We start from the raw sequence: 25,762 nt of genomic DNA on the forward strand, positions 1-25,762 counted from the left end.
AAGGATGGATAAAGGCATCTCTTGGAATATTGATTCGGATCAATTGCCGCCTGAGACCCCTGTTTCGAGCGCCTGCGGTCCTTTGTCGCTGCTGCGGAACCCGCCACGGCGCGAACTGTCAGCGACGCTGGTTCTGGCCCATGGAGCAGGCGCGCCAATGGACAGTCCGTTCATGGACGACATCGCCGCGCGCCTCGCCGAAAGAGGTATCTCGGTGGTGCGCTTCGAGTTCCCCTATATGGCTATGCGGCGGGAGGACGGAAAGCGCCGTCCGCCTAACCCACAAAAGCAGTTGCTGGAGTGCTGGCGACGGGTTTATGCGCAGGTGCGCGCCGAAGTGCCGGGCAAGCTGGCTATCGGCGGCAAGTCCATGGGGGGACGCATGGCCAGCCTGTTGGCGGACGAGTTGGGCGCGGATGCGCTGGTCTGCCTCGGCTACCCGTTCTATGCCGCCGGCAAGCCGGAGAAGCCACGAGTGGCGCACCTGGCCGAGCTGAAGACTCCAACGCTGATAGTCCAGGGCGAGCGCGATGCGCTGGGTGATCGACCCACGGTTGAGCGTTACCTGTTGTCACCCGCAATCCGTCTGCAGTGGTTGGCTGCCGCCGATCACGATCTGAAACCTCTGAAGGCAAGTGGCTACACGCATGCTGATCATTTGGAGTCTGCTGCGAAGGAAATTTCCAATTTTCTCGATTGCTTGTAGGCCTCTATAGCCAATTCCTAAGCCTCTCGTAATGTGAGCTTCCTACTCTGCTCGCTGTCAGTTCGGACACGGCTGACTTCCGCGATTAAAGCTAAAGAAGCAAGGCTCGCATGAACTCCGATAATGTACTTCCCGGCTCCACTCCCAGCTCCATTCCCGCTTCTCTGTTCCTGACCGGCGCCACCGGTTTTCTGGGAGGTTCGGTGGCCGCCCACCTGATCGAGGAGGGCGGTACCGAGTCGTTGCTATTCCTGGTGCGCTCCGAAAGCCGAGAGCAAGGGCTGGCGCGACTGCGCGATAACCTGCGTCTGCATGCGGTGATGGAGATGGACCTGCAGCGATTGCATGTCGGCCAGATCATCTGCGGCGATCTGCTCGAGACGGGATGGCTGCAGAGCGAGAGGCAGCGCCTGATGCAGCTCGAACAGGTCATCAACTGTGCCGCGGTGGCGTCCTTCTCGAAGAACCCGACCATCTGGCCGGTCAACGTCGAAGGTACCTTCACGTTTGCCCGCACCATGAGCGAGTCAGTGCGGCTCAAGCGCTTCCTGCACGTGGGGACGGCGATGTGCTGCGGCCCGGATCGTCCCTCGCCGGTGCGGGAATCCTGGGAGTTCCCGCCCAGCGATGAGCAACTGGTGGACTACACCGCGTCCAAGGCGGAAATCGAGCGGCGCATGCGCGAGGAGCTGCCGTCGCTGCCGCTGGTGGTGGCGCGGCCGTCCATTGTCGTTGGTCACAGCCGGCTGGGCTGCCAGGCTTCCGGGAGCATCTTCTGGGTGTTCCGCATGGGTTTCGCCCTGGAGAGTTTCACCTGCGACCTGGACGAGCAGATCGACGTGATACCCGTTGACTACTGTGCGCAGGCGCTGGTTGCGCTGGCGCTCAAGCCCAGCCTGGAACACAGCCTCTATCACATTTCGGCAGGCAATGAAGCGGCGTGCACCTTCGGCGAGATCGATCGCGCCTTTGCCCATGCCCAGGGTGAAGAGCCGGTCGGGGAGCGTTATCGGAAAGTCTCGGCGGAGAATCTGCGCGAGCTTGCCAACAATTTCGAGGCGCGCATCGGCAAGGCCAACCCGCGTCTGGTACTGCGGGCGCTGCGCTTGTACAGCGGCTTTGCTGACCTTAACTACCTGTTCGACAATCAACGCCTGCTGGACGAAGGAATCGCCGCACCGCCGCGCTTTACCGATTACGTGGACGTGTGCGTGCATTCCTCGCGAAACGTAAGCATCCCGGCGCAGATGCAGTGGGATTTCAAGTAACGCGGGCGGGCGCTACAGCGCTGAACCTTGTAGGAGCGAGCTCGCTCGCGAACCCCTTTCGCACCGGAGCTGCCGGCCAGTTCGTTCGCGAGCAAGCTCGCTCCTACCGCTAGGCTCGCGCGCCTGTCATCGGTTGAAGCGCTCCACCAGGGAGTACTGCCGGTGCGCGGTCTGCGTCAGCTCTTCACTGAGCAGGGCGGTACGCTGGGCCTCGCCGGAGGTCTGGTCAGCCAGGTTGGCGATGGTGCTGATGTTGCGGTTGATCTCCTCGGCCACGGCGCTCTGTTCTTCTGCAGCGGCGGCGATCTGGGTGGCCATTTCGGTGATGTTGGCCACCGCGTCGCTGATGCCCATCAGCGCGTTGTCCGCCTGCAGCACGCGCTCGACGCCTTCATCGGCCTGGCGGCGGCCGGAGTCCATGGCGCGCACCGCCTCGGTGGCGGTGTTCTGCAGGTTGGCGATCAACTGGTGAATCTGCCCGGTGGACTCAGCAGTGCGCTGGGCCAGCGAGCGGACTTCATCGGCTACCACGGCGAAGCCGCGGCCCATCTCGCCGGCGCGAGCGGCTTCGATGGCGGCGTTGAGGGCCAGCAGGTTGGTCTGGTCGGCGATGCCCTTGATCACGTCCACCACGCCACCGATCTGCTCGCTGTCACGGGCCAGTTGGCTGACCGCTTCACCGGTTTCGCCCACTGAGCTGGACAGCCGCTGCATGGCTTGGCGGGTCTCGGCGGCGATCTGTCGGCCTTCGGTGGTCAGCGCGTTGGCCTGGCGAGTGGCATCGGCGGTGCGCTGCACGTTGTCGGCCACTTCCTGGGTAGTGGCGGCCATCTGGTTGACGGCGGTGGCCACTTGCTCGGTCTCCTGGCGCTGGCGGTCCAGCCCGGCGGAGCTGTGATGGGCCAGGGAGTCGGCCTCGCGTGCCTGCTCGGTGAGCGTTTCGGCGGTGTCCTGCAGACGGGTCAGACAGGTCTTCAATCGTGCTTCCTGGCTGAGGATCGACATTTCCAGGCGCGCCTGGGCGCCCCGGCTGTCGGTGTACATCTGTGCGATCAGCGGGTCCGACGTGGTCTGCTCTGCCAGGTGCAGTAGGCGCTTCAGCCCGCGTTGCTGCCAGCCGAGGCCAGCGAGGCCCAGCGGAATCGACAGCAGGGCAGCCAGCAGGAAGCCCCAGTGGGAGTTCAGCCAGGCGCCGATAAGGAAGCCGATCTGGCCAATCAGGATGAACGGCAGCCAGTCGAGCAGCACCGGCAGCCAGCGGTCACGTGCGGGAATGGCCGGCTTGCCGGCGTTGATCCGCGCGTACAGCGCTTCAGCGCGGCGTACTTGCTCGGCGGTGGGTTTCACCCGCACCGATTCGTAGCCGACGATCTCGTTGTGCTCGTACATGGGCGTGACGTAGGCACTGACCCAGTAATGGTCGCCGTTCTTGCAGCGGTTCTTGACGATGCCCATCCAGGGGCGGCCCTTTTTCAGGGTCGTCCACATGTGGCTGAACACGGCGGGCGGTACATCCGGGTGGCGCACCAGGTTGTGCGCGGCGCCCACCAGCTCCTCGCGGGAAAAGCCGCTGACAGCGCTGAAGGCGTCGTTTACGTAGCTGATCACGCCGCGGGCGTTGGTGGTGGAAATCAGCCGCTGTTCGGCGGGGAAAGTGCGTTCACGCTGGGTGACCGGCTGGTTGTTGCGCATCAGGCTGGGATCTCGGGATAAAGCGAATGGGTACGTCTGTCCAGCTTGTCGGCCGCCGGATCGGAAATTTGATGGCTGTCACAGAAAAATGTCAGGAGTGTGACTCCGGGGGAAGGGCGATAGCCTATCGCCACTGGTCACGAAAATGAAATGAAAGCAGGAGGCGGCGGCCCGTTGCAGGCCGCCGCGACGCTTTAGATCAGGCTGCGCAGCACGTAATGAAGGATGCCGCCGGCCTTGAAGTACTCGACTTCATTCTGCGTATCGATGCGGCAGAGCACCTCGAAGCTGTCCTGGCTGCCGTCCTCGCGCTTCACCGCAACCTTGAGGCTCATGTGCGGCTTCAGCTCGCCCGACAGGCCGCTGATGCTCAGCACTTCCTTGCCCGTCAGCTTCAGTGCCTTGCGGTCCTGGCCGTCCTTGAACTGCAGCGGCAGCACGCCCATGCCCACCAGGTTGGAGCGGTGGATACGCTCGAAGCTCTCTGCGATTACTGCTTTCACACCCAGCAGGTTGGTGCCCTTGGCCGCCCAGTCGCGGGACGAGCCGGTGCCGTATTCCTTGCCGGCGACGATCACCAGCGGGGTGCCGTCCTGCTGGTAGCGCATGGCGGCGTCGTAGATCGCCAGCTTGTCGCCGGTGGGTACATAAAGTGTGTTGCCGCCCTCTTCGCCGCCGAGCATCTCGTTCTTGATGCGGATGTTGGCGAAGGTGCCGCGCATCATTACCTCATGGTTCCCACGGCGCGAACCGTAGGAGTTGAAGTCGGCGTAGGCCACGCCGTGTTCGCTGAGGTAGCGGCCGGCGGGGCTGTCCTTCTTGATGTTACCGGCGGGGGAGATGTGGTCGGTGGTCACCGAGTCGCCCAGCACCGCGAGGATATTGGCGCCCTGGATGTCCGTGACTTTCGGTGGCGCCTCGGCGATGTGTTCGAAGAACGGTGGATGCTGGATGTAGGTGGAGTCGTCCTGCCAGGTGTAGGTCTTGGCGTCCGGCACCTGAATCGCACGCCATTTCTCGTCGCCCTGGAAGACTTCGGCGTATTCCTTGTGGAACATTTTCGTGTCGACCTTCTGTACGGCGTCGGCGATTTCCTGCTGGGTCGGCCAGATGTCCTTCAGATACACCGGCTGGCCGTCCTTGCCGGTACCCAGCGGATCTTTCGTCAGGTCGGTACGCACGGTGCCGGCCAGCGCGTAGGCGACCACCAGTGGCGGCGAGGCCAGCCAGTTGGTTTTCACCAGCGGGTGCACGCGGCCCTCGAAGTTGCGGTTGCCGGAGAGCACCGAGGCGACGGTCAGGTCCGCCTGCTGGATGGCCCTCTCGATGGGGTCGAGCAGCGGGCCGGAGTTGCCGATACAGGTGGTGCAGCCGTAGCCCACCAGGTCGAAGCCCAGTTCATCCAGGTAGCGGGTCAGGCCGGCGGCATGGAAGTACTCGGTGACCACCTTGGAGCCGGGGGCCAGCGAGCTCTTCACCCAGGGCTTGCGCTGCAGGCCTTTCTCCAGCGCCTTCTTCGCCAGAAGGCCTGCGGCCATCATCACGCTGGGGTTGGAGGTGTTGGTGCAGGAGGTGATGGCGGCGATGACCACGGCGCCGTTCTTCAGTCGATAGGTGTGGCCGTCGTGCTGGTAGTCGGCCTCGCCGGTCTGCGCCGAGGTGCCCACGGCGGCGCCACCGCCACCCTCGCTGAGCAGGCGGCCCTCCTCGCTGGAGGCGGGTTTGATCTGCAGGCCGAGGAAGTCGTCGAAGGCTCCGCTGACGTGGCCGAGGGCGACGCGGTCCTGCGGGCGCTTGGGCCCGGCGAGGCTGGCCTCGACGTCGCCCATGTCCAGTTGCAGGGAGTCGGTGAACACCGGCTCGTGGCCTTTCTCACGCCACAGGCCCTGGGCCTTGCTGTAGGCCTCCACCAGCTTGACGGCGTCGTCCGGGCGGCCCGACAGGCGCAGGTAACCCAGGGTGATGTCGTCCACCGGGAAGAAGCCACAGGTGGCGCCGTATTCCGGGGCCATGTTGGCGATGGTGGCGCGGTCGGCCAGGGGCAGGTCGGCGAGGCCGTCGCCATAGAACTCGACGAATTTTCCGACGACGCCTTTCTTGCGCAGCATCTGAGTGACGGTCAGCACCAGGTCCGTGGCGGTGATGCCTTCCTTCAGCTTGCCGGTGAGCTTGAAGCCGATTACCTCGGGAATCAGCATCGATACCGGCTGGCCGAGCATGGCCGCTTCCGCCTCGATGCCGCCGACGCCCCAGCCGAGCACGCCGAGGCCGTTGATCATGGTGGTGTGCGAATCGGTGCCGACCAGGGTGTCGGGGAAGGCGTAGGTGCGGCCGTCCTCATCCTTGGTCCACACGGTGCGCCCCAGATACTCCAGGTTTACCTGGTGGCAGATGCCGGTGCCCGGCGGCACCACGCGGAAGTTGTCGAAGGCGTTCTGCCCCCAGCGCAGGAAGGCGTAGCGCTCGCCATTGCGCTCCATCTCGATCTCGACGTTCTGGGCGAAGGCGGACTGGCTGGCGAACTTGTCGACCATCACCGAGTGGTCGATGACCAGGTCGACGGGGGACAGCGGGTTGATCTTCTGCGGGTCGCCGCCGGCCTTGGCCATGGCGTCGCGCATGGCGGCGAGGTCGACCACCGCCGGTACGCCGGTGAAGTCCTGCATCAGTACGCGGGCGGGGCGGTACTGGATCTCGCGCTCGGAGCTGCGGGTCTTCAGCCAGCCGGCCAGGGCTTTGAGATCATCGCCGGTGACGGTGTTGTCGTCCTCCCAGCGCAACAGGTTCTCCAGCAGGACTTTCAGGGACATCGGCAGTTGGCCCAGGTCCCCCAGGCTCTTCGCCGCTTCGGGCAGGCTGTAGTAGTGATAGGTCTTGCCGGCGACCTCCAGGGTGCGCAGGCTGTTCAGGCTATCCACGGCGGGCATGACATTCTCCTCAGGCTTGGAATCTGCTCGTGATCGGCAGCGCGGCCGATTCAACGGCGGACTGGCGATACTTGGCGAAGGAGGGCGTTAACGTCCTGATCCATCGCAGGCCTACTCCATGTAGACAGGCCGCGATCGGTGGCAATCTTCACCAGGCAGGGCAATCATCGGGCAGTCTTCTGGCGATCTGGGCCAGACCACTCAAGCTAGACCGCCCGCGGCGGGATTGCCATCTGTTCTGGACTCCGGGTCCCTGGGCGGGGTTCAGAATAAGTGACTGCGGTCGTGGGGTATTTCTGGCGAATCTGCATGAAACCTTCGCGGGCAGCCTCTATAGTGCGCGGCCAAGGAGACACCCCGATGAATACCCTGTTACTGCATTGCCGCCCGGGCTTCGAGAACGAGGTCTGCGCCGAGCTGTCCGAGCACGCCGCGCGCCTGGACATCCCCGGTTACGCCCGCGCCAAGCCGGCTACCGCCTACGCCGAATTCATCTGCACCGAGGACGACGGTGCCGATCGCCTGATGCGCCAGTTGCGCTTCTCCGAGCTGATCTTCCCGCGCCAGTGGGCGCGTGGTAACGGCTTTACTGCGCTCCCGGAAACGGACCGCATTGGCGCGATCCTCGAGGCCCTGGCCGGTTTCCCGCAATGCGGCAGCCTCTGGCTGGAGGTGTTCGACACCAACGACGGCAAGGAACTCTCGACCTTCTGCCGCAAGTTCGAGAAGCCCCTGCGCGCTGCCCTGGTGAAAGCCGGCAAGCTGGTGGAAGACCCCAGCCTGCCTCGCCTGCTGCTGACCTTCCGTTCAGGTCGCGAGGCTTTCATTGGCCTGGCCGAGGCGCGCAACTGCGCCATGTGGCCCATGGGCATCCCGCGCCTGAAGTTCCCCCGCGAGGCGCCCAGCCGCTCGACGCTGAAGCTGGAAGAGGCCTGGCACCACTTCATTCCTCGTGCCGACTGGGATCGCCGCCTGGCCCCGGACATGCTCGCCGTTGACCTGGGTGCATCGCCCGGTGGCTGGACCTGGCAACTGGTGAACCGGGAGATGCGCGTGGTCGCCGTGGACAATGGGCCGATGGCGGAGAACCTGATGTACTCCGGGCTGGTCGAGCACCAGCGTGTGGACGGTTACGCCTTCCGCCCGCGCCAGCGCATGGACTGGATGGTCTGCGACATCGTCGAAAAGCCCGCGCGCACGGGTGCGATGATCGAAACCTGGATCGGCGAGGGGCTGTGTCGCGAGGCCGTCGTCAACCTCAAGCTGCCGATGAAGCAGCGCTACGCCGAGGTGCGGCGCATCCTCGACCGCCTGGAAGAGTCCTTCCGTGAGCGCGGGCTGAAGGTGCAGATCGGCTGCAAGCAGCTCTACCACGACCGCGAGGAAGTGACCTGCCACCTGCGCCGCATCGAGAAGGGCGAGCGCTAGCGACTCGGAAGCATTCGGCAGCGCCACCCGACCTTTGGTGACTTGCCGCCCTACGCGGCATTGCCCATGCTATGTGGCGCGAGATCCTCCGGAGACCTTCGTGAAGCGAAAGTTGCCCTCCCTCCTGGGCAGTTACAGCCGTATGCTGCTGCCGCGCCGTGGCCTTGGCCAGGGCGAGCGCGTTCCCTATCTGGCGATGGACCGTCGAACACTGCGTTTCGACCTGCGCCACCTGCGCGCCTACCGGGAGCACTTCGGTCTCGATCCGACTCTGGGCGTGCCGCTGCTCTATCCGCAGGTGATCAGCCTGCCGTTGCACCTGCGCCTGCTCAGCCGTTCGCGCATGCCGCTGTCGATAGTCGGGCTGATCCACCTGCGCAGCCATATCCAGCGCTACCGCCTGCTCGACGAGAACGAGCCGCTGCAGTTCGATTGCCGCATCCTCACCAGCCGCCGAAGCGAATCGGGCCTGGAGGTGGACGTGGTCACCGAGGCCTGGCACCACGACATGCTCTATTGGCAGTCGATTACCACCTACCTGCGCCGCGGCGATTTTCTAGACCCTGAAGCCGAACCCGACCCGCTGCCCGAACGCGCCCAGTGGCGCACCCTGGAAGCGCCGGTTCACTCCGGCGTGCAGTGGCGCGTGCCGAAGATCGTCGGCTGGCGCTACGCGGGGCTGAGCGGCGACTTCAATCCGCTGCACCTGTCACGGCTGATGGCCTCTCACTACGGTTTCGGCAAACCTTTCGCCCATGGCATGTGGGGCCTGGCGCGCAGCCTGACTGGCCGCCGGCTGGCCGAGAACGTTCGGCTGGACGCCCACTTCAAGGCGCCGCTGCCGTTGGGCAGTCAGGTGAAGCAGGTTTACCGCCGCCTGGGCAAGAAAGAGCAATGGGCGCTGCTGCCGGTCGACGGCGATGGCCAGCCGATGCTGCTGGCACAGCTGGACGAAGCGCCGGACGGGCCGTTGCGCTGAGCGGCCGGACTGGCCCGTTCCTGCTGTTGTTGGTGCGCAGATGCGCTCTTCGTAGGATGGGTGGAGCTTGCGATACCCATCGCCACTGTCGAAGGGCATTGATGGGTATCGCTTCGCTCCACGCCATCCTACGATTCGACGACGCATAGGGGGCTATCGGCGATTCGCCACCTGCGGCTGTAAGGGCAGCAAACTGGGCAGTTGCACCTCGCCCTGCAACTGCACCGGCGCAATCCGCCAGGAACTGTTGAACAGGTACTGGTCGCTGAATCCACTTACCAGCAATCCAATCTCATCCCCTGGGGCGAGGCTGGCGCTGACGGCGTTCAGCCGCGTGCTGCCGTGGTTCGCCAGCGGTTTCACCTGCTCGTCCAGGCGCCGGGTACGTCCATCGCTGCTGCGGATCGCCAGGGCGGCGAACAGCTGCGCGTCGGGGCGCTCCGCCAACGGCTGGCTCAGGCGCACTTCGGCGCTACCCAGCAGGGCGCTGCTCTCGCTGATACGCTGCAAGGGAATGAATCGAGACGGCTGTAGCAAGCCGCTCACCGCCGGGCGGATGGCTACGGTCGGCAGCGCCACGGTGGGGCCGGGCGGCGGCAGGTCGTCCAGCGCCACGCCCTGATCGAGGTCGAGACTGATGCACAGGTCCGGCACGCTGTCGGCGGCGCCGGGGCGCTTGCGCAGCTTTTCCTCGTACCAGGCGACGATACCGGTGTAGAGGTTGATCGCCCGCGAGCCGCAATGGATCACCGGCTCGTTGTTGAACGGCGGCAGCCCGCTCCAGCCTTGCATCGGGGGCGGCAGGATGTGCCCGCCCTGCATGCCCAGCAGACGTACGTCGGCCTGGCCTTGCTTCAGGCATTGGCGGATTTGCAGGCCCTGGTCCAGCGGGAACAGCGTGTCGCGCAGGCCCTGGATCAGCAGGGCGTCGGCGTGGGGCAGGCGACCGGCCGCGCAATAGCTGGCGAGGCTGTTGGCGTGCAGTTCGGCCTGTATCGGCGCCGCCATGCGCCCGCCGGTGGTGTGCAGGTAATCAGCCTGGACGAACTTGCCCAGGTCGTAACCGGTGGCCAGCCCCAGGCTCACCAGCACGCCACCCCAGCCGATCTTCAGCTGGCCATCCGGCGCCAGGGCGTCGGCCAGGTCGTACCAGGTGGCGATGGGGACGATGGCGTCGATACGCGAGTCTTCCGCGGAGGCCAGCAGTTGCACGGCGCCGCCGTAGCTTTCGCCGAGCATGCCTACTCGCGGATCGTTCGGGCCGTCCATGGTCAGCCGGGCCAGGTGCGTGGCGGCCCAGTCGATCACCGCACTGGCATCCTGTACCTCGAACTGCGGGTTCATCATCTCGATGCGCCCGTCGCTGCCGCCCCAGCCGCGCTGGTCGTAGCTGACCACCCAGAAGCCGGCCTTCCAGGCGCGCAGAGCGGCGCGGCCGGACATCATGTTCTTGCCGTAATAGCCGTCCGGCCCGGTGACTCGCCAGCCGCCCCAGCCGTGGGTGTGGACGATCAGCGGAGCGCTCTCGCCGGCCTTCAGTGCGGGCTGGAACACGGTGGCGGAGAGTCGGGTGCCGTCGCGGGCGATGATCACCGCCTCGAACCAGGTGGCCGGCAGGTCCTGGCCGGTGCTGGCGTTGAAGTCGGGCACCTGGTCGCGGGCGGCGCAGCCGGCGAGCAGCACAAGGCACAGGCAGAGGAGGGCGCGCATCGACATTCCATGGTGGGGGCGGGTGCGCCAGCATGCCCGGCGTTTGCAGCGCCCACCCCCAACCAAGGATTGGTGACCCGGACGGACGCGGGGTGACCGCGTGGTGCGCTTTGCGCGACAATGCGCCATTGGTTTTTCTGGAGTGATGCGATGTCCCAGCCAGTCGATGCGATTCTCGACGCCACCGGCCTGAACTGCCCCGAGCCGGTCATGATGCTGCACAACAAGGTGCGCGACCTGCCGGCTGGCGGCCTGCTCAAGGTGATCGCCACCGACCCTTCCACCCGCCGCGACATCCCCAAGTTCTGCGTCTTCCTCGGTCACGAACTGGTGGAGCAGCAGGAAGAGGCGGGGACCTACCTGTACTGGATTCGCAAGAAGGCGGAGTGATCCGCTGATGTTGGATTGGCTGTAGAGACGTACACGGCTCTTCGTAGGAGCGAGCTTGCTCGCGAACAGTTTTCCGTCAGCTTCAGCGCTGGGCGGTTCGCGAGCAAGCTCGCTCCTACAAGGGCATTTCTCAGCTGCCGACTGGGCGCGTGGCGATGCGCTGGGCGATCATCCGCCCGATCAGCGCGACGAAGGTCAGGGCGATCAGCACCACCGAGATGGCCGCCACGGCCGGGTCGATGTTGTCGCGCAGGCCGGACCAGATCTGCCGTGGCAGGGTGTTGACCTCGGTGCTGGTCACGAACAGCGTCACCGCGATTTCCTCCCAGGAGAGCGCAAAGCACAGCAGCGCCGTGCTCGCCACGCCCAGCTTGAGGTTCGGCAACACCACCATGAAGGTGGTCTGGCCCAGGCTCGCGCCGAGGTTGCGCGCGGCCAGCTCGATGCGCCGGTCCAGTTGGCTGAGTGCCACCAGCATGGTCACCACGCCGTAGGGCACGACCATCACGATGTGCGCGATGGTCAGGCCGAACAGGGTGTCGTAGCCCAGACCCGGGGCGAACTGGCTGACCTTGGTTTCCATGAAGTACAGGACCATCGCCGAGATCATCGGCGGGATCGCCATGGGCAGCAGCACCAGGCCGATCAGCAGGGTCGCCAGGCGCGAGCGCAGGTACCAGATGCCAAGGCTGAAACTCACCGCCAACGCGGTGGCGATGATGCAGGTGGCGGTGGCGACCATCAGGCTCTGGCCGATTGCCGAGAGCCATTCGGGGCTGTCCAGCAGCGCCTGGTAGTGGCGCAGCGACCAGTTGCCGTTGGGCATCGACAGGAAGCGCTTGCTGGTGAAGGACACCGGGATCACCGCCAGCAGCGGGAAGACCATGAAGATCATCGCCATGGTCGCCAGCAGGCGGCTGGGGGCTCTGGTTTCGTGTGCGTTCATTTCTGCGGCTCCTTATCCCACCAACTTGTCGACGCGGGTCATGCGCAGCAGGGCCCAGATCATCCCGCTGACCAGCGCCAGCAGTACCACCGAGAGTGCGGCGCCCAGGCCCCAGTTGCTGGTCTGGAACATCTGCAGGTAGACGTACTCGGCCACCATCACGGTCTGCCCGCCACCGAGGATCGCCGGGGTGATGAAGAAGCCCAGGCAGAACACGAAGACGATGATGAAGGCGCCAAGGATGCCGGGGATGGTCTGCGGCACGAAGATGCTCCAGAAAGTGCGCATCTGCCCGGCGCCCAGGCCCCGCGCGGCCAGCAGCACGCGCGGGTCGAGGCGGCGCATGGTGGAGACCAGTGGGAACAGCGCGAAGGGCACCATGAAGTGGACCATGCCGATCACCACGCCCAGCTCATTGCGCGTCAGTTGCAACGGTTCGCTGATGATCCCCAGTTGCTGCAGCCAGCCATTGAGCATGCCGTTGCTGCGCAAGGCGATCAGCCAGCCGAAGGCGCGCACCAGCACCGACAGCCAGAACGGGATGAACACGCAGATTTCCACCACGCGCTGCCAGAACGGCGGGCTGTAGACCCAGCAGTAGGCCATCAGGTAGGCGATCACCAGGGAGATCACGCTGACCGTGGTGCACAGGCGGAAGGTCCGCCAGAGCACGTCGTGGATCGCCGGGTCGGTCATGATCCGTTGGTACTGCTCGATCCCCGGCTCCGGCAGGGTCACGCTCCAGCCGAGCACGCCGAGGAAGGGCAGTACGTAGAACACGATCAGAACCACTGGCAGCGGCAGCAGCAGGGCGCCCAGCTTGAGCCGCGAGGGGGCGTTATCGGCCATGACCTGCGCTCCGCGTCACTTGGAAATGTGGGTCAGGTACTGCTCCAGGGTCGCCCCGTAGTGGTCGGTGTACCACTCGTGGCTGAGCATTACCTGCTTGGACAGGTTCGCAGGGTCAGTGCAGTTCAGGTGCTTGCGGTCGTCCGGGATCAGCGCGGCGGCGGCGGGGTTGGCCGGGCCGTTGCCGAACATCTTGAACAGCTCCACCTGGGACTGCGGGTCCTGGGCGTAGGCGATGAATTTCATCGCGGCCTCGGTGCCGGCCGGGTTGCCCTTGAGTACGCCCCAGTTGCTGCAACCCAGCAGGGCGTTGTCGAAGGTCCACTTGATGCGGCCTTCGCTGTCGTCGGTGATGACCTGGGCGCGGGTGTTCCAGATGGCGCCCATGGAGACTTCACCCTCGATCAGCAGTTGCTGGGTTTCTGCGCCCGAGCCCCAGAAGGCCAGTACGTGAGGCTTGAGCTCCTCGATCTTTTTCAGCGCGCGCGGCACGTCCAGCGGGTAGAGCTTGTCCGGCGCCACGCCGTCGGCCAGCAGCGCGGCCTCGAGCATGCCGTTCATCCATTTGTAGAGGGTGCGCTTGCCGGGGAAGGTCTTCACGTCCCAGAAGTCGGCCCAGGTCTTGGGCGCCTTGTCGCCGAAGCGTTCGCTGTCGTAGGCGATCACATAGCTGAGCATGTAGTCGGCGATGCCGTACTCGTAGGCGAAGCCGGGCAGCACCTTGTCCCGGGACACGACGTTGTAGTCGATGGGTTGTACCAGGCCTTCCTTGCCCAGGTTCTGCAGGATCGAGCTTTCCGCGTCGACCACGTCCCAGCTCACCCGGCCGCTGGAGAGTTGGGTGCGGATGGCGCCTTCGGTGGGGCCGCTGCCGTCGATCTTCACCGGAATACCGGTGGCCTTGGCGAAGCCCTCGGTCCAGGCCTTGCCGAACGCCTTGATGGCGTCACCGCCCCAGTTCACCACCACCAGCGGCTTGTCGCCGGCGGCGAAGCTCACGCCGCTGCGCAAGGCCAGCGGCAGGGCGGCCATCAGGCCCATGCCCTTGAGGAAGGTGCGGCGGTCGATCTGCCCGCGGCGGGCTTTTTCGATGAGGACTTCGATGCAGTCTTGCTGGTGCGGATTGAACATGGGTGCAGCTCCCGATCAGGTGGGATGGCGAATAGGGGGACGAACGCGTTCGGCGGCTCAGGCGATCAGCAGGCTTTTCTCGATGGGCCAGCTCAGCCAGACCTTCGCGCCGTGTTCCAGGCGCGAGGCCTGGTGGTCGGCATGCACGGCCAGGCTCATCGGTTGCTTGCCTTCGGTACCGGCGCCCAGGCACAGCTCGGTGCTGGCGCCCTGGTAGGTCTTGGCGGTGAGCACGGCCTGCACCACGTTGTGGCCGTTCACCTGCGGCGGGGCGCTGTGCAGCTGCATGTGTTCCGGGCGCACCGCCAGCAGCGGTGCTTCGGCCTGCACGGCGTTGGAATAACTGGCGCGCAGTTCGGCCTCGCCGAAGCGGCCGCAGGCCAGCTCGCCGGCGCGGCCCACCTGGCTCAGCGGGAACAGGTTCATCTTGCCGAGGAACTCGGCGACGAAGCGGTTGCTCGGCTGGTTGTAGATGGTCTGCGGGTCGTCGACCTGTGCCAGTTGCCCACGGTTGAAGATGGCGATGCGGGTGGACAGGGCGAGGGCTTCGTTCTGGTCGTGGGTAACGAAGACGAAGGTAGTGCCGACCTGGCGGTGGATGCGCTGCAGTTCGGCCTGCAGCTGCTCGCGCAGGTTCTTGTCCAGCGCCGAGAGGGGTTCGTCGAGCAGCAGCATGTCCGGTTCGAACACCAGGGCGCGGGCGATGGCCACGCGTTGCTGCTGGCCGCCGGAGAGCTCGCCGGGGCGCTTGCCCAGGTGTTCGCCGAGGCCGACCACGTCGAGCATGTGGCGCACGCGGCGGTTGCGCTCCTCAGCCTTCACGCCACGGATCTTCAGCGGGAAGGCGACGTTGTCTTCGATGCTCATGTGCGGGAACAGGGCGTAGCCCTGGAACACCATGCCGAAGTTGCGCTTCTCGGCGGGGCGTTTGGTGATGTCGGCGCCGCCCTCTTCGAGCTTGCCGCGCGATGGGTCCTGGAAGCCGGCGAGGATCATCAGGAAGGTGGTCTTGCCGGAGCCCGAAGGCCCGAGGAGGGTGAGGAACTCGCCCTGCTGGATGTCGATGGACACATTGTCCAGCGCGTTGAAACTGCCGTAGCTCTTGCCGATGCCGATGGCACGTAGTTGGGGCTGTCGCTCCACTGCACTTACCTCGATTTCTTGTTCTTGTTCGAGCGGTCGCTGGGTGAGGATCTGGGTAAAAATCAGCGGCCTTTTTTTAATGCAGTATTGTTAAATCTCTCTCCGCTTCAATCGCGTTTTTTCGCCCTCATTGTTCGAAATCATTCACCAATTACGGCGGTCCGCTTGTTCTGGCGGAACTGCTCGGACATGCGCAACTCGGCCTTCATCCAGGTTTTGAAGGCCCGCACGTCGGGTCGTTCGGACTTGGCCGGATCGGTGACGAAGTAGTAGCGATTGGGTGGCTCGATGGCGACGTTGAACAACCGCACCAGTTGCCCCTTGGCCATGGCGTCGCCGCTGACCAGCGCATCGCCCATGGCCACGCCCTGCCCGGCAATGGCCGCCGACTGCACCAGATGCGCGTCGGAGAAGACGATGCCGTTGCGCACGTTGAGGTTCTTCACCCCGGCGGCGGCGGTCCACAGTAGCCAGTCGGAGTGATCGACCATGTGCAGGAAGGGCAGGCTGGCGAGGTCTTCCGGCGAGTCCAGGCCGCCCACCGAGTTGATCAGCGAGGGGCTGCACACGGGGAAGGTATCCAGGGTGGCGATCAGGTCCACGTGCAGGTCGGTCCAGTCGCCCACGCCGTAGGCGACGAACAGGTCGACGTCGCGGTCGCTGACGTCGTCGGGCACCCGTGGCGAAACCAGGTTCAGCTCCACCTGCGGGTGGGCGCGCTGGAACTTGCCGATCTGGTGGCACAGCCAGTAGGTGGCGAAGCCTGGCGTGCAGCTCACGCACAGGCGGCCGGAGACTTCCTCGGCGTTGGCGAAGCGCCGCGCCTCGTTGAGGATCGCCAGGGCGCGCTGGGTCTCGCGGGCGAAGCACTCGCCGTGGTAGGTCAGCGCAATGCCGCGGCCGACCCGCTCGGTGAGCGGGATGCCCAGGCAGTCTTCCAGGCTGTGCAACTGATGGCTGACGGCGCTGCGGGTGAGGCTCAGCTCGCTGGCCGCGCCGGACAGGCTGCCCAGGCGGGCGACGGCGTCCAGCACGCGCAGGGCGGTCATCGAGGGGAAACGCATGGCTCACTCCCATTTCGAAGTGGAGCCTTTATCCCTGAGCGCAGCGGTGGTGTCGAGTGGCTGCGGGTACGGGCGGAGAGGGCGGACCTTGGCAGGAGCGAGCTTGCTTGCGAACGAGGGCAACGGCGCGGCCGGGTTCGCGAGCAAGCTCGCTCCTACAGTACGTAGGGCGCATAACGCGTCAGCGTTATCCGCCGTTGAGGTATCGGCGGATAACCCGTTCCGGGTTATGCGCCCTACGTTCTGCATCTAAATCACGGCGGAGCACGAACGTAGGATGGTGTGGAGCGCAGCGATACCCATCGATGACCGGGCGCCGGCAGCATGGGTATCGCAAGCTCGCGGAACGCCGCCCGACCCATCCAACGTAGGCGTTTGCCGGGTAGGCCGGCAGGGCTTGGTTCGCGAGCAAGGACTAGGCGTCCCCCTCGGTCCTACAGGTTGGTCTCAGCGCCCTTCGTAGGAGCGAGCTTGCTCGCGAACGCTTTTCAGCAAATCAGCGCAGCTTCTCCATCATCTGGTAGTACCACATCCCCGCCGCCAGCATCGGGTTGCCGAACACGTCGCCCATTGGCACACGGACGTGCTTGCACTGGGCGAAGGTGTCGAACTGCTCCAGGTCGCCGCTCATCGCCGTGGCCATGATCTCGCCCATGATGTGGGTGGTCGCCACGCCATGGCCGGAGTAGCCCTGGCAGTACCAGACGTTCTCCGACAGCTTGCCCAGCTGCGGGATACGGTTCATCACGATGCCCATGGCGCAGCTCCACTGGAACTCGATGTCCACGCCCTTGAGCGCCGGGAAGGTGCGCTCGATGCACGGGCGCAGCTCGCCGGCGATGTCGCGCGAGTCGCGGCCGGAGTAGTTGGCGCCGCCGCCGAACAGCAGGCGGCCGTCGCCGGTCATGCGGTAGTAGTCGAGCACGAAGCGGCAGTCGTAGACCGCCAGGTCCTGCGGGTTGATGCGCTTGGCCAGTTCGCCCAGCGGCTTGGTGGTGACGATGCCGCCCATGGCCGGGAAGATCATGCCCTTGAGCTGCTTGCGCTCCAGCTTGTGGTAGACGTCGCCGGCCAACATCACCTGGGATGCGTTGATCCGTCCGCCCGATGTCACCACCGCCGGGCGCGGGCCGTGGATGATGTCCAGCACTTCGGAGTGCTCGAAGATCAGCGCGCCCAGGCTGGCGGCGGCCTTGGCTTCGCCGATGCACAGGTTGAGCGGGTGCAGGTGCATGTTGCGGGTGTTCTTCACCGCTCCGCAGTACAGGTCGCTTTCCAGATGGGCGCGCACGCCGGCGCCATCGAGCAGGCTGACCTGGTCGCCCATGCCACGGCGCTGGGCCTCGTCGTAGGCAGCCTTGAGTTCGTCCATGTGCACAGGCTTCATCGCCGCATGCAGGTGGCCGAATTTCAGGTCGCAGGGGATGCCGTACTTTTCCACGCGGTTCTTGATGATCTCGTGGCCGCGCCAGCGCAGGTGCCAGATGAAATCGTCAACGTCGTCGCCCAGCCACTGGCGCATCTGCTTCTCCATGGCGGAGTCGCCCGAGAGGCTGCCGGTGACCTGCCCGCCATTGCGCCCGCTGGCGCCCCAGCCGACCTTGTTGGTCTCGACGATGGCGACCTTGTAGCCGCGCTCGGCCAGCTCCACGGCAGTGGCGACGCCGGTGAAGCCGCCGCCGATGATGGCGATGTCAACGTTCACCTCGCCTTGCAGCGTGGGGTAGCCGGTCTCTTCGTTGAGGCTCGCGGAGTAGTACGACTTCGCGCGCTCGGGGGCTGGCGTGGCGGGGTTAACAGCGGCGTTCATTGCGGTGTTCCTTTCTTGTTCGTTCGTTTCGCCTGCTTCCCTCACCCTAACCCTCTCCCAGAGGGAGAGGGGACTGATCGGAGCAAGCCTTGATGTCTGGTTGTCGCCGGGTGCCTCAGTGAGCGAAAAGCTCATCTCGGCACATTCGGCGCCCTCTCCCTCTGAGCGGGGCGCGCAGCCTGGGCTGGGGTGAGGGGCTCCTGAGTCCACGACTCAACAGAGCGCCCTCACGCCTGCGTCAGATACCAGCGCCAGTCCTGCTCGCCGACTTCGCCCATGAACTGGCGGTACTCGGCCTGCTTCACCTTGAGATAGACGCCGAGGAATTCGTGGCCCAGCGCATCCCGCGCCCAACTGGAGCGCTCCAGCGCGCGCAGCGAGGTGAGCCAGTCGGTGGGCAGCAGTTCCTTGGCCTGGGCGTAGCCGTTGCCTTCCACCGGCGCACCCGGGTCGATTTCTTCTCGGATGCCGCGATGAATACCGGCGAGGATGGCCGCGGCGGCCAGATAAGGGTTGGCATCGGCGCCGCAGATGCGGTGCTCCACATGCCGGGTGTTGGCCGGACCGCCGGGCACGCGCAGGCTCACGGTGCGGTTGTCGCAGCCCCAGGTCGGCGCCAGCGGCGCGTAGCTGTTGGCCTGGAAGCGGCGGTAGGAGTTGGCATTGGGGCAGAACAGCAGCAGCGAGTCGAGCAGGCTTTTCAGCATGCCGCCCACGGACTGGCGCAGCAGCGGGGTGCCTGCCGGGTCTTCGCTGGCGAACAGGTTGTTGCCCTCGGCGTCCGCCAGGGAAACGTGCATGTGCATGCCGGTGCCGGCCAGGTCGTCGAACGGCTTGGCCATGAAGCAAGCCTGCATGCCGTGCTTGTGCGCCACGCCTTTCACCAGGCGCTTGTAGCGCACGGCCTGGTCCATGGCGACCAGTGCGTCGCCGTGCTCCAGGGTGATTTCCACCTGGCCCGGCGCGTACTCGGAGATGGCGGTGCGCGCCGGAATGCCCTGGGCCTTGCAAGCGGCATAGAGGTCGGCGAGGAACGGTTCGATCTGCTCCAGCTCGCGCAGGCCGTAGACCTGGGTTGCACGCGGACGGCCGCCGTCGGCGTCCAGCGCCGGTTGCGGGCGGCCGTTGGCATCGCGCTTGGCGTCCAGCAGGTAGAACTCCAGCTCGCAGGCCATCACCGGGTGGTAGCCGGCAGCCTTGAGGCCGTCGATCACGTGGATCAGCACATGGCGCGGGTCGGCGATGTCCGCCGGCTTGCCCTGTTCGGGATGCATGCTGACCTGCACCGCTGCCGTGGGAATCTGCCGCCAGGGCAGGCGCACCAGGCTGCCGGCCAGCGGGTAGGCGCGGCAGTCGATATCGCCCACCTCCCAGACCAGCCCGGAATCCTCTACATCCTCGCCGTGCAGGGTGAGGCCGAGGATGGTGCTGGGCAGCGGCCGGCCCGACTGGTACACGGCGAGCAGTTCCTCGCGGTGCAGCAGCTTGCCGCGCGGCACGCCGTTGGCGTCGAGGATGAACAGCTCGACCATCTCGATATCGGGGTTCTGGGCCAGGAAATACTGGGCTTCTTGCACGGAGGCGAAATTCATGGGGCTCTCGTTAGCATCCACGCGGATGCGCTGACGACCTGCAGGCCAGGGCCGCGCCCAAGGGCACGGGGTTGAAGGCAGGCAAGCGATGCAACGGGCTACGTCTTGTTCCAAAGGCGCGGGGGCCTTGAGTAAACGTAGTTCCGTCGGGCGAAGTCGGGCGGGGTGCCCGGTCAGCGAGAGGTGCTATCCGGTGGGCGCGCGTGGCGGCAATGCCAGAGCGCCCAGAAGGCCAGTTCCAGAGGCAGGGTCAGCGGTTGCAGTTCGAGCCAGCGGGCATGTTTGCGCGGCAGGCGGACGGCGCTGCCGGCCTTGCGGGCGGCGACGGGTTCCAGCGGTGCGGGCGAAACGAGCAGATGCATGTCGAAGGATTTGGCTGACGATTCCCGCAGACTCGCACGGCGTATGCGTTTGTTAAATGTGATTTTCAAGACGTTCAGTTTTACAAAATCGAAACCGAATGCACGTCTCGCATCGCCATGAATGCCGCCCCAGAGCCTTTGCGGCCGTCATCGCGCAGTCCGTCGAAGCAACCGGAACCCACGCCCTGCCTGCCCTAGACTGGTGCCATCAGCCGCCGTTGCGGGTTTGCCCATGTGTCGTATTGCCTTCGCCCCATCGATCCAGCGCCACGTTCCGCTAGCCGAGCGCGAGTTGCCGGCGGATACGCTGGCCGGCGCGCTGGAGGCGGTGTTCGCCGAGGCGCCGAAACTGCGCGGCTACCTGCTGGATGACCAGGGCGGGCTGCGCCGGCACCTGACGATCTTCATCGACGGCCTGCGCCTGCGTGACCGTGCCCGCCTCAGCGATGCGCTGGCAGCGGACAGTGAGGTCTACGTGGTGCAGGCGCTGAGTGGCGGTTGAGGACCAGGCGGAATTTCAGGAGAGCAAAATGGACGATCGACTGCTGGTGGCGACCCGCAAAGGGCTGTTCACCTTCCAGCGTGGTGCGGAGGGCTGGCAGGAAATCTGCCGGGATTTCATTGGCGAACCGCTGAGCACGGTGCTCGCCGACCCGCGCGATGAAACCCTCTACGCCGCACTCAACCTCGGCCACTTTGGCTGCAAGCTGTGGCGTCAGCGCGCAGGTGAGGACTGGCAGGAGGTGGCCGTGCCGACCTATCCGCCGCAACCCGATCCGCTGCCCGAGCCCAAAGAGGGCGAAGCTCCACCCGCGCCCTGGGTCCTGCAACAGATCTGGTGCCTGGAGACCGGCAGCGCCGCCGAGCCCGGCGTGCTGTGGGCCGGGACCATTCCCGGCGGCCTGTTCCGCAGTGACGATGCAGGCGATAGCTGGGAGCTCAATCGCCCGCTCTGGGATCGCCCCGAGCGCTCGCGCTGGATGGGCGGCGGCTACGACTGGCCGGGCATCCACTCGGTCAGCGTCGACCCGCGCGACAGCCAGCACCTGACCGTCGCCGTGTCCTGCGGCGGCGTGTGGCAGAGCGACGATGGCGGCGCCGATTGGCGCCTCACCACCAGCGGCATGTATGCCGACTACATGCCGCCGGAGCTGCGCGAGGAGGGCGCCATCCAGGACCCGCACCGCCTGGTGCAATGCCCCGCGCAGCCGCAGCGCCTGTGGGTGCAGCACCACAACGGCATCTTCACCTCCACCGACGGCGGCGCGCGCTGGAGCGACGTGCAGGTCAAACCGTCGAGTTTCGGCTTCGCCGTCGCCGTCCACCCGACCCAGCCGGACACCGCCTGGTTCGTCCCCGCCGTGAAGGACGTCTGCCGGATTCCGGTGGACGCGCGCTTCGTCGTCACCCGTACCCGTGACGGCGGCGCCAGCTTCGAGGTGCTCGACAGCGGCCTGCCGCAGGGGGCGGCCTTCGACTTGGTGTATCGCCACGGCCTGGCGGTGGATGACGACGGCGTGTGCCTGGCGATGGGCTCCACCACCGGCGGGCTGTGGCTGTCGGAGAACGGCGGCGACCACTGGCAGTGCCTGTCGATGAACCTGCCGCCGATCTACTGCGTGCGCTTCGGCTGAGCCTTGCGCCTGGCCTGCTCGCGTACTTCGCGCGGCTTCATGCGGTGGTCGAAATAGTTGATCGCGGTGCCGAACACGACGATGGCGATCAGGATGCTCAGGCCGATGTGCGTGGCTTCCATGGGTTCTCCTTGAGGCGGGGATCACAGCGCCAGGCCGCGCCGCTTGAGTTCCAAGCGGCGGATGAACTCCTCCAGCACCTGGCGGTAGAGGTCGTCCTTGAGGCAGGCGTCTTCGATGCCGGCGTCGAGGTTGGGGTTGTCGTTCACCTCGATCACCACCACTTCGCCGTCGACCTGCTTGAGGTCCACGCCATACAGGCCGTCGCCGATCAGGCTGGCGGTCTTCAGCGCCAGCTCCACCACGGCGGGCGGCGCGCTTTCCACCGGCAGCGTGCGGCATTCGCCGATCGCCTCGCCGTCGGCCTTGTGCTCGACGATCTGCCAGTGCCCGCGCGACATGAAGTACTGGCAGGCGAACACCGGCTTGCGGTTGAGGATGCCGATGCGCCAGTCGTACTCGGTATAGAGGTACTCCTGGGCGAGCAGCAGTACCGAGTGCTCGAACAGTTCGGCGCTGACGCTGCGCAATTGCTGGGCGTCCTCGACCCTGTAGACGCCACGGGAGAAGCAGCCGTCGGGGATCTTCAGCACCAGGGGGAAGCCCAGTCGCGCACCGACGCGCTCCAGTTCCTGGGGGGTGTCCTTGTAGAGGATTTCCGTGTCCGGCATGCCCAGGCCCTGGCTGCGCAGCAGGTCGGTGAGATAGACCTTGTTGGTGCAACGCAGGATCGAGGCCGGGTCGTCCATCACGATCAGCCCCTCGCGCTCGGCTTTCTTGGCGAAGCGGTAGGTGTGGTCGTCGACGCGGGTGGTCTCGCGGATCAGCAGCGCGTCGTACTCGGCCAGGCGCGAGTAGTCCTTCTTCTCGATCAGTTCGACGTCGATGCCCAACTGCCGGCCGACCCGGACGAAGTTTTCCAGCGCGCGGGCATTGGACGGCGGCAGGCTCTCCGCCGGGTTGTGCAGGATGGCCAGGTCGTAGCGCGCCAGGCGTCGTGAGTTGGGCTGGCGCCAGACGCGCCGGCTGAATCGGTCGAGTGCGTCGGCGAACTGGTCTTCCTGGTTTTCCCGCAGCTTGTGCAGGGCGCCGGGGCGCACGCCGGCGATGTGCCAGGCGTCGGTGCGGCGGAAGTCCACCAGCAGGATCGGGCAGGGGAAGGCCTCGAACAACTGGCGTGCGATGGGTTGCAGCGGCTCCAGGTCAGTACGGCCGAAGTACAGGCGCAGAGTGAAGCCGTCGGTGCTGGCACAGGGATGCTGGTCGAGGGCTTTTTCCAGGGTCTTTTCCAGGCCATCCAGCGCCAGACCGTAGAGGGATTTCTTCGCCAGTTCGCTGATAGTGCGCACCGACGGAATTACCTTGTGGCCGCGTGCTTCAGCGAGCAGCGAACAATAATAACCGTGGCCGAGATATTTATAGTTGCGACACAGGTTGATGACCTGGAAGCGCTTTCCCGCTTCGAACTGGCGGGAGTCTTCCAGATATTCCCGCGCGGTCAGCATGTCCTCGCTGGGAATATAAGAAGCCCAGTCTTCCTTGCGCTCGACGATGATCAGAACCCTGCTGAAACGGGCGGATGGCGGCTCCGGAGCGGCCTCGTCGACTAGCTGGAGGGAACTTTCGTTGAACTTTTCATGGGCGTTGGTCTGTAGCGAAGACATGGTTGAAGGGCCTGTCTGAAAGTTGCCGTGTGTCTATTAAGCAGCAACTTCCTGAAATGTCCCGGTTCATGACGAAAGTTTTACGGGAACCCATATCGCTGTTATACCGCCTTGCCACGCGCACCGATTTACCGCGTCTTGTGGCGTTGGAGGAAAGCACTTTCGACGAGGATGGCTGCGCAGACTGGCGTTACGAGAAGCCGCTGATCTGAGCGAACGAGAAGGGGCTGGTCATTGCATCGAAAACAATCTATAAAAGTATAGATTGTTTATTTGTAGATCATTGCCATGACCGCCACCACGCTCGACCCCGCCGACGCCCTGCGTTTGCACCAATCCGCTGAATCCGCCAGCCAGTTGCTCAAGGCCCTGGCCAACGCCGATCGCCTGATGCTGCTCTGCCAGTTGGCCCAGGGCGAGTTGAATGTCGGCGAACTGGAAGCCCGCACCGGCATTTCCCAGCCCACCCTGTCGCAACAGCTGGCCGTACTGCGTCGCGAGGAACTGGTGGAGACCCGCCGCGACGGCAAGCAGGTCTATTACCGCATCGCCAGCCAGCAGGCGCTGGCGGTGATCGAGACCTTGTACCGACTGTTCTGCGCGGAGGAGGCCAAATGATTGACTGGAGCCAATTCACGCCTTGGAGCGCCCTTGCCGGGGGCGCGCTGATCGGGCTTTCGGCCGGGCTCTACGCCGTGCTCGATGGCCGCGTCGCCGGCATCAGCGGCCTGCTTGGCGGACTGTTCAAGAGCACTGGCTGGAAGGGCGAAGGGCTGTTCTTCCTGCTCGGAATACTGGCCGCCCCGCTGTTGTGGGCGGTGCTGCGCCCATTGCCGGAGATTCGCTTCGAGGCCGGCTGGATGACTTTGCTGGTGGCTGGCGTGCTGGTCGGCGTTGGCAGCCGTTTCGGTTCCGGCTGCACCAGCGGGCATGGCGTCTGCGGCTTGTCACGGCTGTCCGGCCGCTCGCTGGTGGCGACGCTGTGCTTCATGGGCACCGGCTTCCTCACCGTCTTCGTCGTGCGTCATCTGCTGGGAGGTGGAGCATGAGCAAGATCGTCGCATTGCTGGCCAGGCTACTCTTCGGCTTCGGCCTGCTGCTCGCCGGCATGGCTAACCCGGCCAAGGTGCTGGGCTTCCTCGATCTTGCCGGGCATTGGGACCCGTCACTGGCGCTGGTGATGCTGGCGGCCATCGCCGTGGCGCTGCCGTTCTTCACCTGGGCGCGGCGGCAGGATCGCTCGCTGCTGGGCGGCCTGATGCAACTGCCGCAGCGTCGCGACCTGGACGCCCGGCTGGTCGGCGGTAGCCTGTTGTTCGGCGTTGGCTGGGGCATCGCCGGTATCTGTCCGGGTCCTGCATTGGTGACCTTCGCCGCCGGCTACTGGCAGGGGGCGCTGTTCTGCCTGGCCATGCTGGCGGGAATGGGATTGCACGCCGGTTACGAATGGCAACGCGAGACAAAGAGGAAACCCGTATGAGCGCCACTATCCAGCACTTCTTCGATCCGGCCACGTCCACCTACAGCTACGTGGTGGCGGATCACAGTACCGGGCGCTGCGCCATCATCGACCCGGTGCTGGACTACGATGCCGCCGCTGGCCGGGTTGGCAATGCCGGCGCCCGGCGCATCCTCGACTACGTGCGCGAGCAGGCACTGACCGTGGAGTGGCTGCTGGAGACTCATCTGCATGCCGATCACCTGTCTGCCGCCGCCTGGCTCAAGCGCGAGCTGGGTGGCCGGCTGGCCATCGGCGCGAGCATTGCCCAGGTGCAGCGCACTTTCGCCGGCCTGCTCAATCTAGGGGACGGCTTCCCCTGCGACGGCAGTCAGTTCGACCATCTGTTCGAAGACGGTGAGCGCTTCAGCATCGGCGAGCTGCCGGCCCAGGCACTGCATACGCCGGGCCATACGCCGGCCTGCATGACCTATCTCATTGGCGATGCCGCTTTTGTCGGCGACACGCTGTTCATGCCTGACTACGGCACTGCCCGCTGTGACTTTCCCGGTGGCGATGCGCGCCAGCTGTATCGCTCGATCCAGCGGCTATTCGCGCTGCCGGGCGAGACAAGGCTGTTCATGTGCCATGACTACCTGACGGCCGGGCGCGCCGAGCATCAGTACGAAACGACCGTGGCAAGCGAGCGTGCAACCAATGTTCATGTGCATGAAGGGATAACGGAGGAGGCCTTCGTTGCCATGCGCAACGAACGCGACGCGACACTCCATGCCCCAGCGCTGATCTGGCCGTCGATCCAGGTGAACATGCGCGGCGGCGAGTTGCCGGAGGCCGAGAGCAACGGCGTACGTTATCTGCGGATTCCGCTGGACCGGATGTAAAAAAGCCGCCCACGAAGGGCGGCAAGCACTGAGGAAGTTCAGAACTCCCCGCGCATGCGCGGGGAGG

The 25,762-nt window shown here is 65.4% G+C and carries 23 protein-coding genes and 1 pseudogene; 11 read left to right on the forward strand and 13 right to left on the reverse strand.

The window, feature by feature from the left end; genetic code table 11:
* Positions 1-4 precede the first annotated feature (4 nt).
* Positions 5-706: an alpha/beta family hydrolase gene (locus CTR55_RS12105; protein WP_296286361.1), complete on the forward strand. Its 702-nt coding sequence runs from the start codon at positions 5-7 to the stop codon at positions 704-706.
* 110 nt (positions 707-816) lie between these two features.
* Positions 817-1,974 carry a cationic peptide resistance protein CprA gene (cprA, locus tag CTR55_RS12110; RefSeq protein ID WP_296286362.1) on the forward strand — a complete coding sequence of 386 codons (1,158 nt, stop codon included), beginning with the start codon at positions 817-819 and terminating at the stop codon, positions 1,972-1,974.
* A gap of 126 nt (positions 1,975-2,100) precedes the next feature.
* Here the strand turns inward: cprA and CTR55_RS12115 are convergent, their stop codons facing one another.
* A complete protein-coding gene (locus CTR55_RS12115) occupies positions 2,101-3,666 on the reverse strand; it encodes a PAS domain-containing methyl-accepting chemotaxis protein (protein ID WP_296286363.1) in 1,566 nt (521 codons plus the stop codon).
* A 194-nt stretch (positions 3,667-3,860) separates the two neighbouring features.
* Positions 3,861-6,593: an aconitate hydratase AcnA gene (gene acnA / locus CTR55_RS12120; RefSeq protein WP_296286364.1), complete on the reverse strand. Its 2,733-nt coding sequence runs from the start codon at positions 6,591-6,593 to the stop codon at positions 3,861-3,863.
* A 360-nt stretch (positions 6,594-6,953) separates the two neighbouring features.
* Here acnA and rlmM point away from each other — a divergent pair, with 360 nt between their 5' ends.
* Complete coding sequence (rlmM, locus tag CTR55_RS12125; RefSeq protein WP_296286365.1) at positions 6,954-8,021, forward strand: 23S rRNA (cytidine(2498)-2'-O)-methyltransferase RlmM; 1,068 nt, start codon at positions 6,954-6,956, stop codon at positions 8,019-8,021.
* Positions 8,022-8,121: 100 nt separating this feature from the next.
* Complete coding sequence (locus CTR55_RS12130) at positions 8,122-9,000, forward strand: MaoC family dehydratase (RefSeq protein WP_296286366.1); 879 nt, start codon at positions 8,122-8,124, stop codon at positions 8,998-9,000.
* Positions 9,001-9,153: 153 nt separating this feature from the next.
* On the opposite strand, the gene CTR55_RS12135 is transcribed toward CTR55_RS12130, so the two are convergent.
* Complete coding sequence (locus CTR55_RS12135) at positions 9,154-10,710, reverse strand: alpha/beta fold hydrolase (protein ID WP_296286367.1); 1,557 nt, start codon at positions 10,708-10,710, stop codon at positions 9,154-9,156.
* Positions 10,711-10,860: 150 nt separating this feature from the next.
* Here CTR55_RS12135 and tusA point away from each other — a divergent pair, with 150 nt between their 5' ends.
* Positions 10,861-11,100, forward strand: a complete 240-nt coding sequence (gene tusA, locus CTR55_RS12140) for a sulfurtransferase TusA (protein ID WP_015477744.1) — start codon at positions 10,861-10,863, stop codon at positions 11,098-11,100.
* Positions 11,101-11,230: 130 nt separating this feature from the next.
* On the opposite strand, the gene CTR55_RS12145 is transcribed toward tusA, so the two are convergent.
* The 8 genes from CTR55_RS12145 to CTR55_RS12180 form a co-directional block, all read right to left on the reverse strand.
* A complete protein-coding gene (locus CTR55_RS12145; protein WP_296286368.1) occupies positions 11,231-12,046 on the reverse strand; it encodes an ABC transporter permease in 816 nt (271 codons plus the stop codon).
* Between the two features lie 12 nt (positions 12,047-12,058).
* On the reverse strand, positions 12,059-12,895 hold the full coding sequence (locus CTR55_RS12150) for an ABC transporter permease (RefSeq protein WP_296286369.1): 837 nt from the start codon (positions 12,893-12,895) through the stop codon (positions 12,059-12,061).
* A 15-nt stretch (positions 12,896-12,910) separates the two neighbouring features.
* Entirely contained in the window at positions 12,911-14,026 is a 1,116-nt protein-coding gene (locus tag CTR55_RS12155; protein WP_296286370.1) for an ABC transporter substrate-binding protein, read from the reverse strand.
* 57 nt (positions 14,027-14,083) lie between these two features.
* Positions 14,084-15,169 carry an ABC transporter ATP-binding protein gene (locus tag CTR55_RS12160; protein ID WP_296286371.1) on the reverse strand — a complete coding sequence of 362 codons (1,086 nt, stop codon included), beginning with the start codon at positions 15,167-15,169 and terminating at the stop codon, positions 14,084-14,086.
* 140 nt (positions 15,170-15,309) lie between these two features.
* On the reverse strand, positions 15,310-16,233 hold the full coding sequence (locus CTR55_RS12165) for a LysR substrate-binding domain-containing protein (RefSeq protein ID WP_296286372.1): 924 nt from the start codon (positions 16,231-16,233) through the stop codon (positions 15,310-15,312).
* 496 nt (positions 16,234-16,729) lie between these two features.
* The gene (locus CTR55_RS12170; protein WP_296286373.1) at positions 16,730-18,043 is read right to left on the reverse strand and encodes an FAD-binding oxidoreductase; all 1,314 of its coding nucleotides are present in this window, start codon (positions 18,041-18,043) and stop codon (positions 16,730-16,732) included.
* Positions 18,044-18,270: 227 nt separating this feature from the next.
* Positions 18,271-19,635: a glutamine synthetase family protein gene (locus CTR55_RS12175; protein ID WP_296286374.1), complete on the reverse strand. Its 1,365-nt coding sequence runs from the start codon at positions 19,633-19,635 to the stop codon at positions 18,271-18,273.
* A 173-nt stretch (positions 19,636-19,808) separates the two neighbouring features.
* The gene (locus tag CTR55_RS12180; RefSeq protein ID WP_138521641.1) at positions 19,809-19,997 is read right to left on the reverse strand and encodes a hypothetical protein; all 189 of its coding nucleotides are present in this window, start codon (positions 19,995-19,997) and stop codon (positions 19,809-19,811) included.
* A gap of 232 nt (positions 19,998-20,229) precedes the next feature.
* Here CTR55_RS12180 and CTR55_RS12185 point away from each other — a divergent pair, with 232 nt between their 5' ends.
* Together CTR55_RS12185 and CTR55_RS12190 are read left to right on the forward strand one after the other, a co-directional pair.
* On the forward strand, positions 20,230-20,499 hold the full coding sequence (locus CTR55_RS12185) for a MoaD/ThiS family protein (RefSeq protein WP_296286376.1): 270 nt from the start codon (positions 20,230-20,232) through the stop codon (positions 20,497-20,499).
* Between the two features lie 28 nt (positions 20,500-20,527).
* Positions 20,528-21,631, forward strand: a complete 1,104-nt coding sequence (locus CTR55_RS12190; protein WP_296286377.1) for an exo-alpha-sialidase — start codon at positions 20,528-20,530, stop codon at positions 21,629-21,631.
* Here CTR55_RS12190 and CTR55_RS12195 read toward each other — a convergent pair.
* Positions 21,610-21,753, reverse strand: coding sequence for a hypothetical protein (locus CTR55_RS12195; RefSeq protein WP_296286378.1), 144 nt, complete (start codon positions 21,751-21,753; stop codon positions 21,610-21,612). The genes CTR55_RS12190 and CTR55_RS12195 overlap by 22 nt on opposite strands.
* A gap of 21 nt (positions 21,754-21,774) precedes the next feature.
* Positions 21,775-23,259: pseudogene (locus CTR55_RS12200) on the reverse strand (RimK family protein); the annotation flags it as partial.
* A gap of 384 nt (positions 23,260-23,643) precedes the next feature.
* On the opposite strand from CTR55_RS12200, the gene CTR55_RS12205 reads away from it, so the two are divergent.
* Genes CTR55_RS12205 through CTR55_RS12220 form a run of 4 tightly spaced genes read left to right on the forward strand, consistent with a single transcriptional unit; the run spans position 23,644 to position 25,695 of the window.
* Positions 23,644-23,973, forward strand: coding sequence for a metalloregulator ArsR/SmtB family transcription factor (locus CTR55_RS12205; RefSeq protein ID WP_296286380.1), 330 nt, complete (start codon positions 23,644-23,646; stop codon positions 23,971-23,973).
* Positions 23,970-24,404, forward strand: a complete 435-nt coding sequence (locus CTR55_RS12210; protein WP_296286383.1) for a YeeE/YedE thiosulfate transporter family protein — start codon at positions 23,970-23,972, stop codon at positions 24,402-24,404. Before CTR55_RS12205 ends, CTR55_RS12210 begins: the two co-directional genes overlap by 4 nt.
* The gene (locus CTR55_RS12215; RefSeq protein ID WP_296286385.1) at positions 24,401-24,835 is read left to right on the forward strand and encodes a DUF6691 family protein; all 435 of its coding nucleotides are present in this window, start codon (positions 24,401-24,403) and stop codon (positions 24,833-24,835) included. Before CTR55_RS12210 ends, CTR55_RS12215 begins: the two co-directional genes overlap by 4 nt.
* Positions 24,832-25,695, forward strand: a complete 864-nt coding sequence (locus CTR55_RS12220) for an MBL fold metallo-hydrolase (RefSeq protein ID WP_296286387.1) — start codon at positions 24,832-24,834, stop codon at positions 25,693-25,695. Before CTR55_RS12215 ends, CTR55_RS12220 begins: the two co-directional genes overlap by 4 nt.
* Positions 25,696-25,762 lie beyond the last annotated feature (67 nt).

Source organism: Pseudomonas sp. (assembly GCF_002796985.1).
In the GTDB taxonomy this organism is placed as follows: domain Bacteria; phylum Pseudomonadota; class Gammaproteobacteria; order Pseudomonadales; family Pseudomonadaceae; genus Pseudomonas.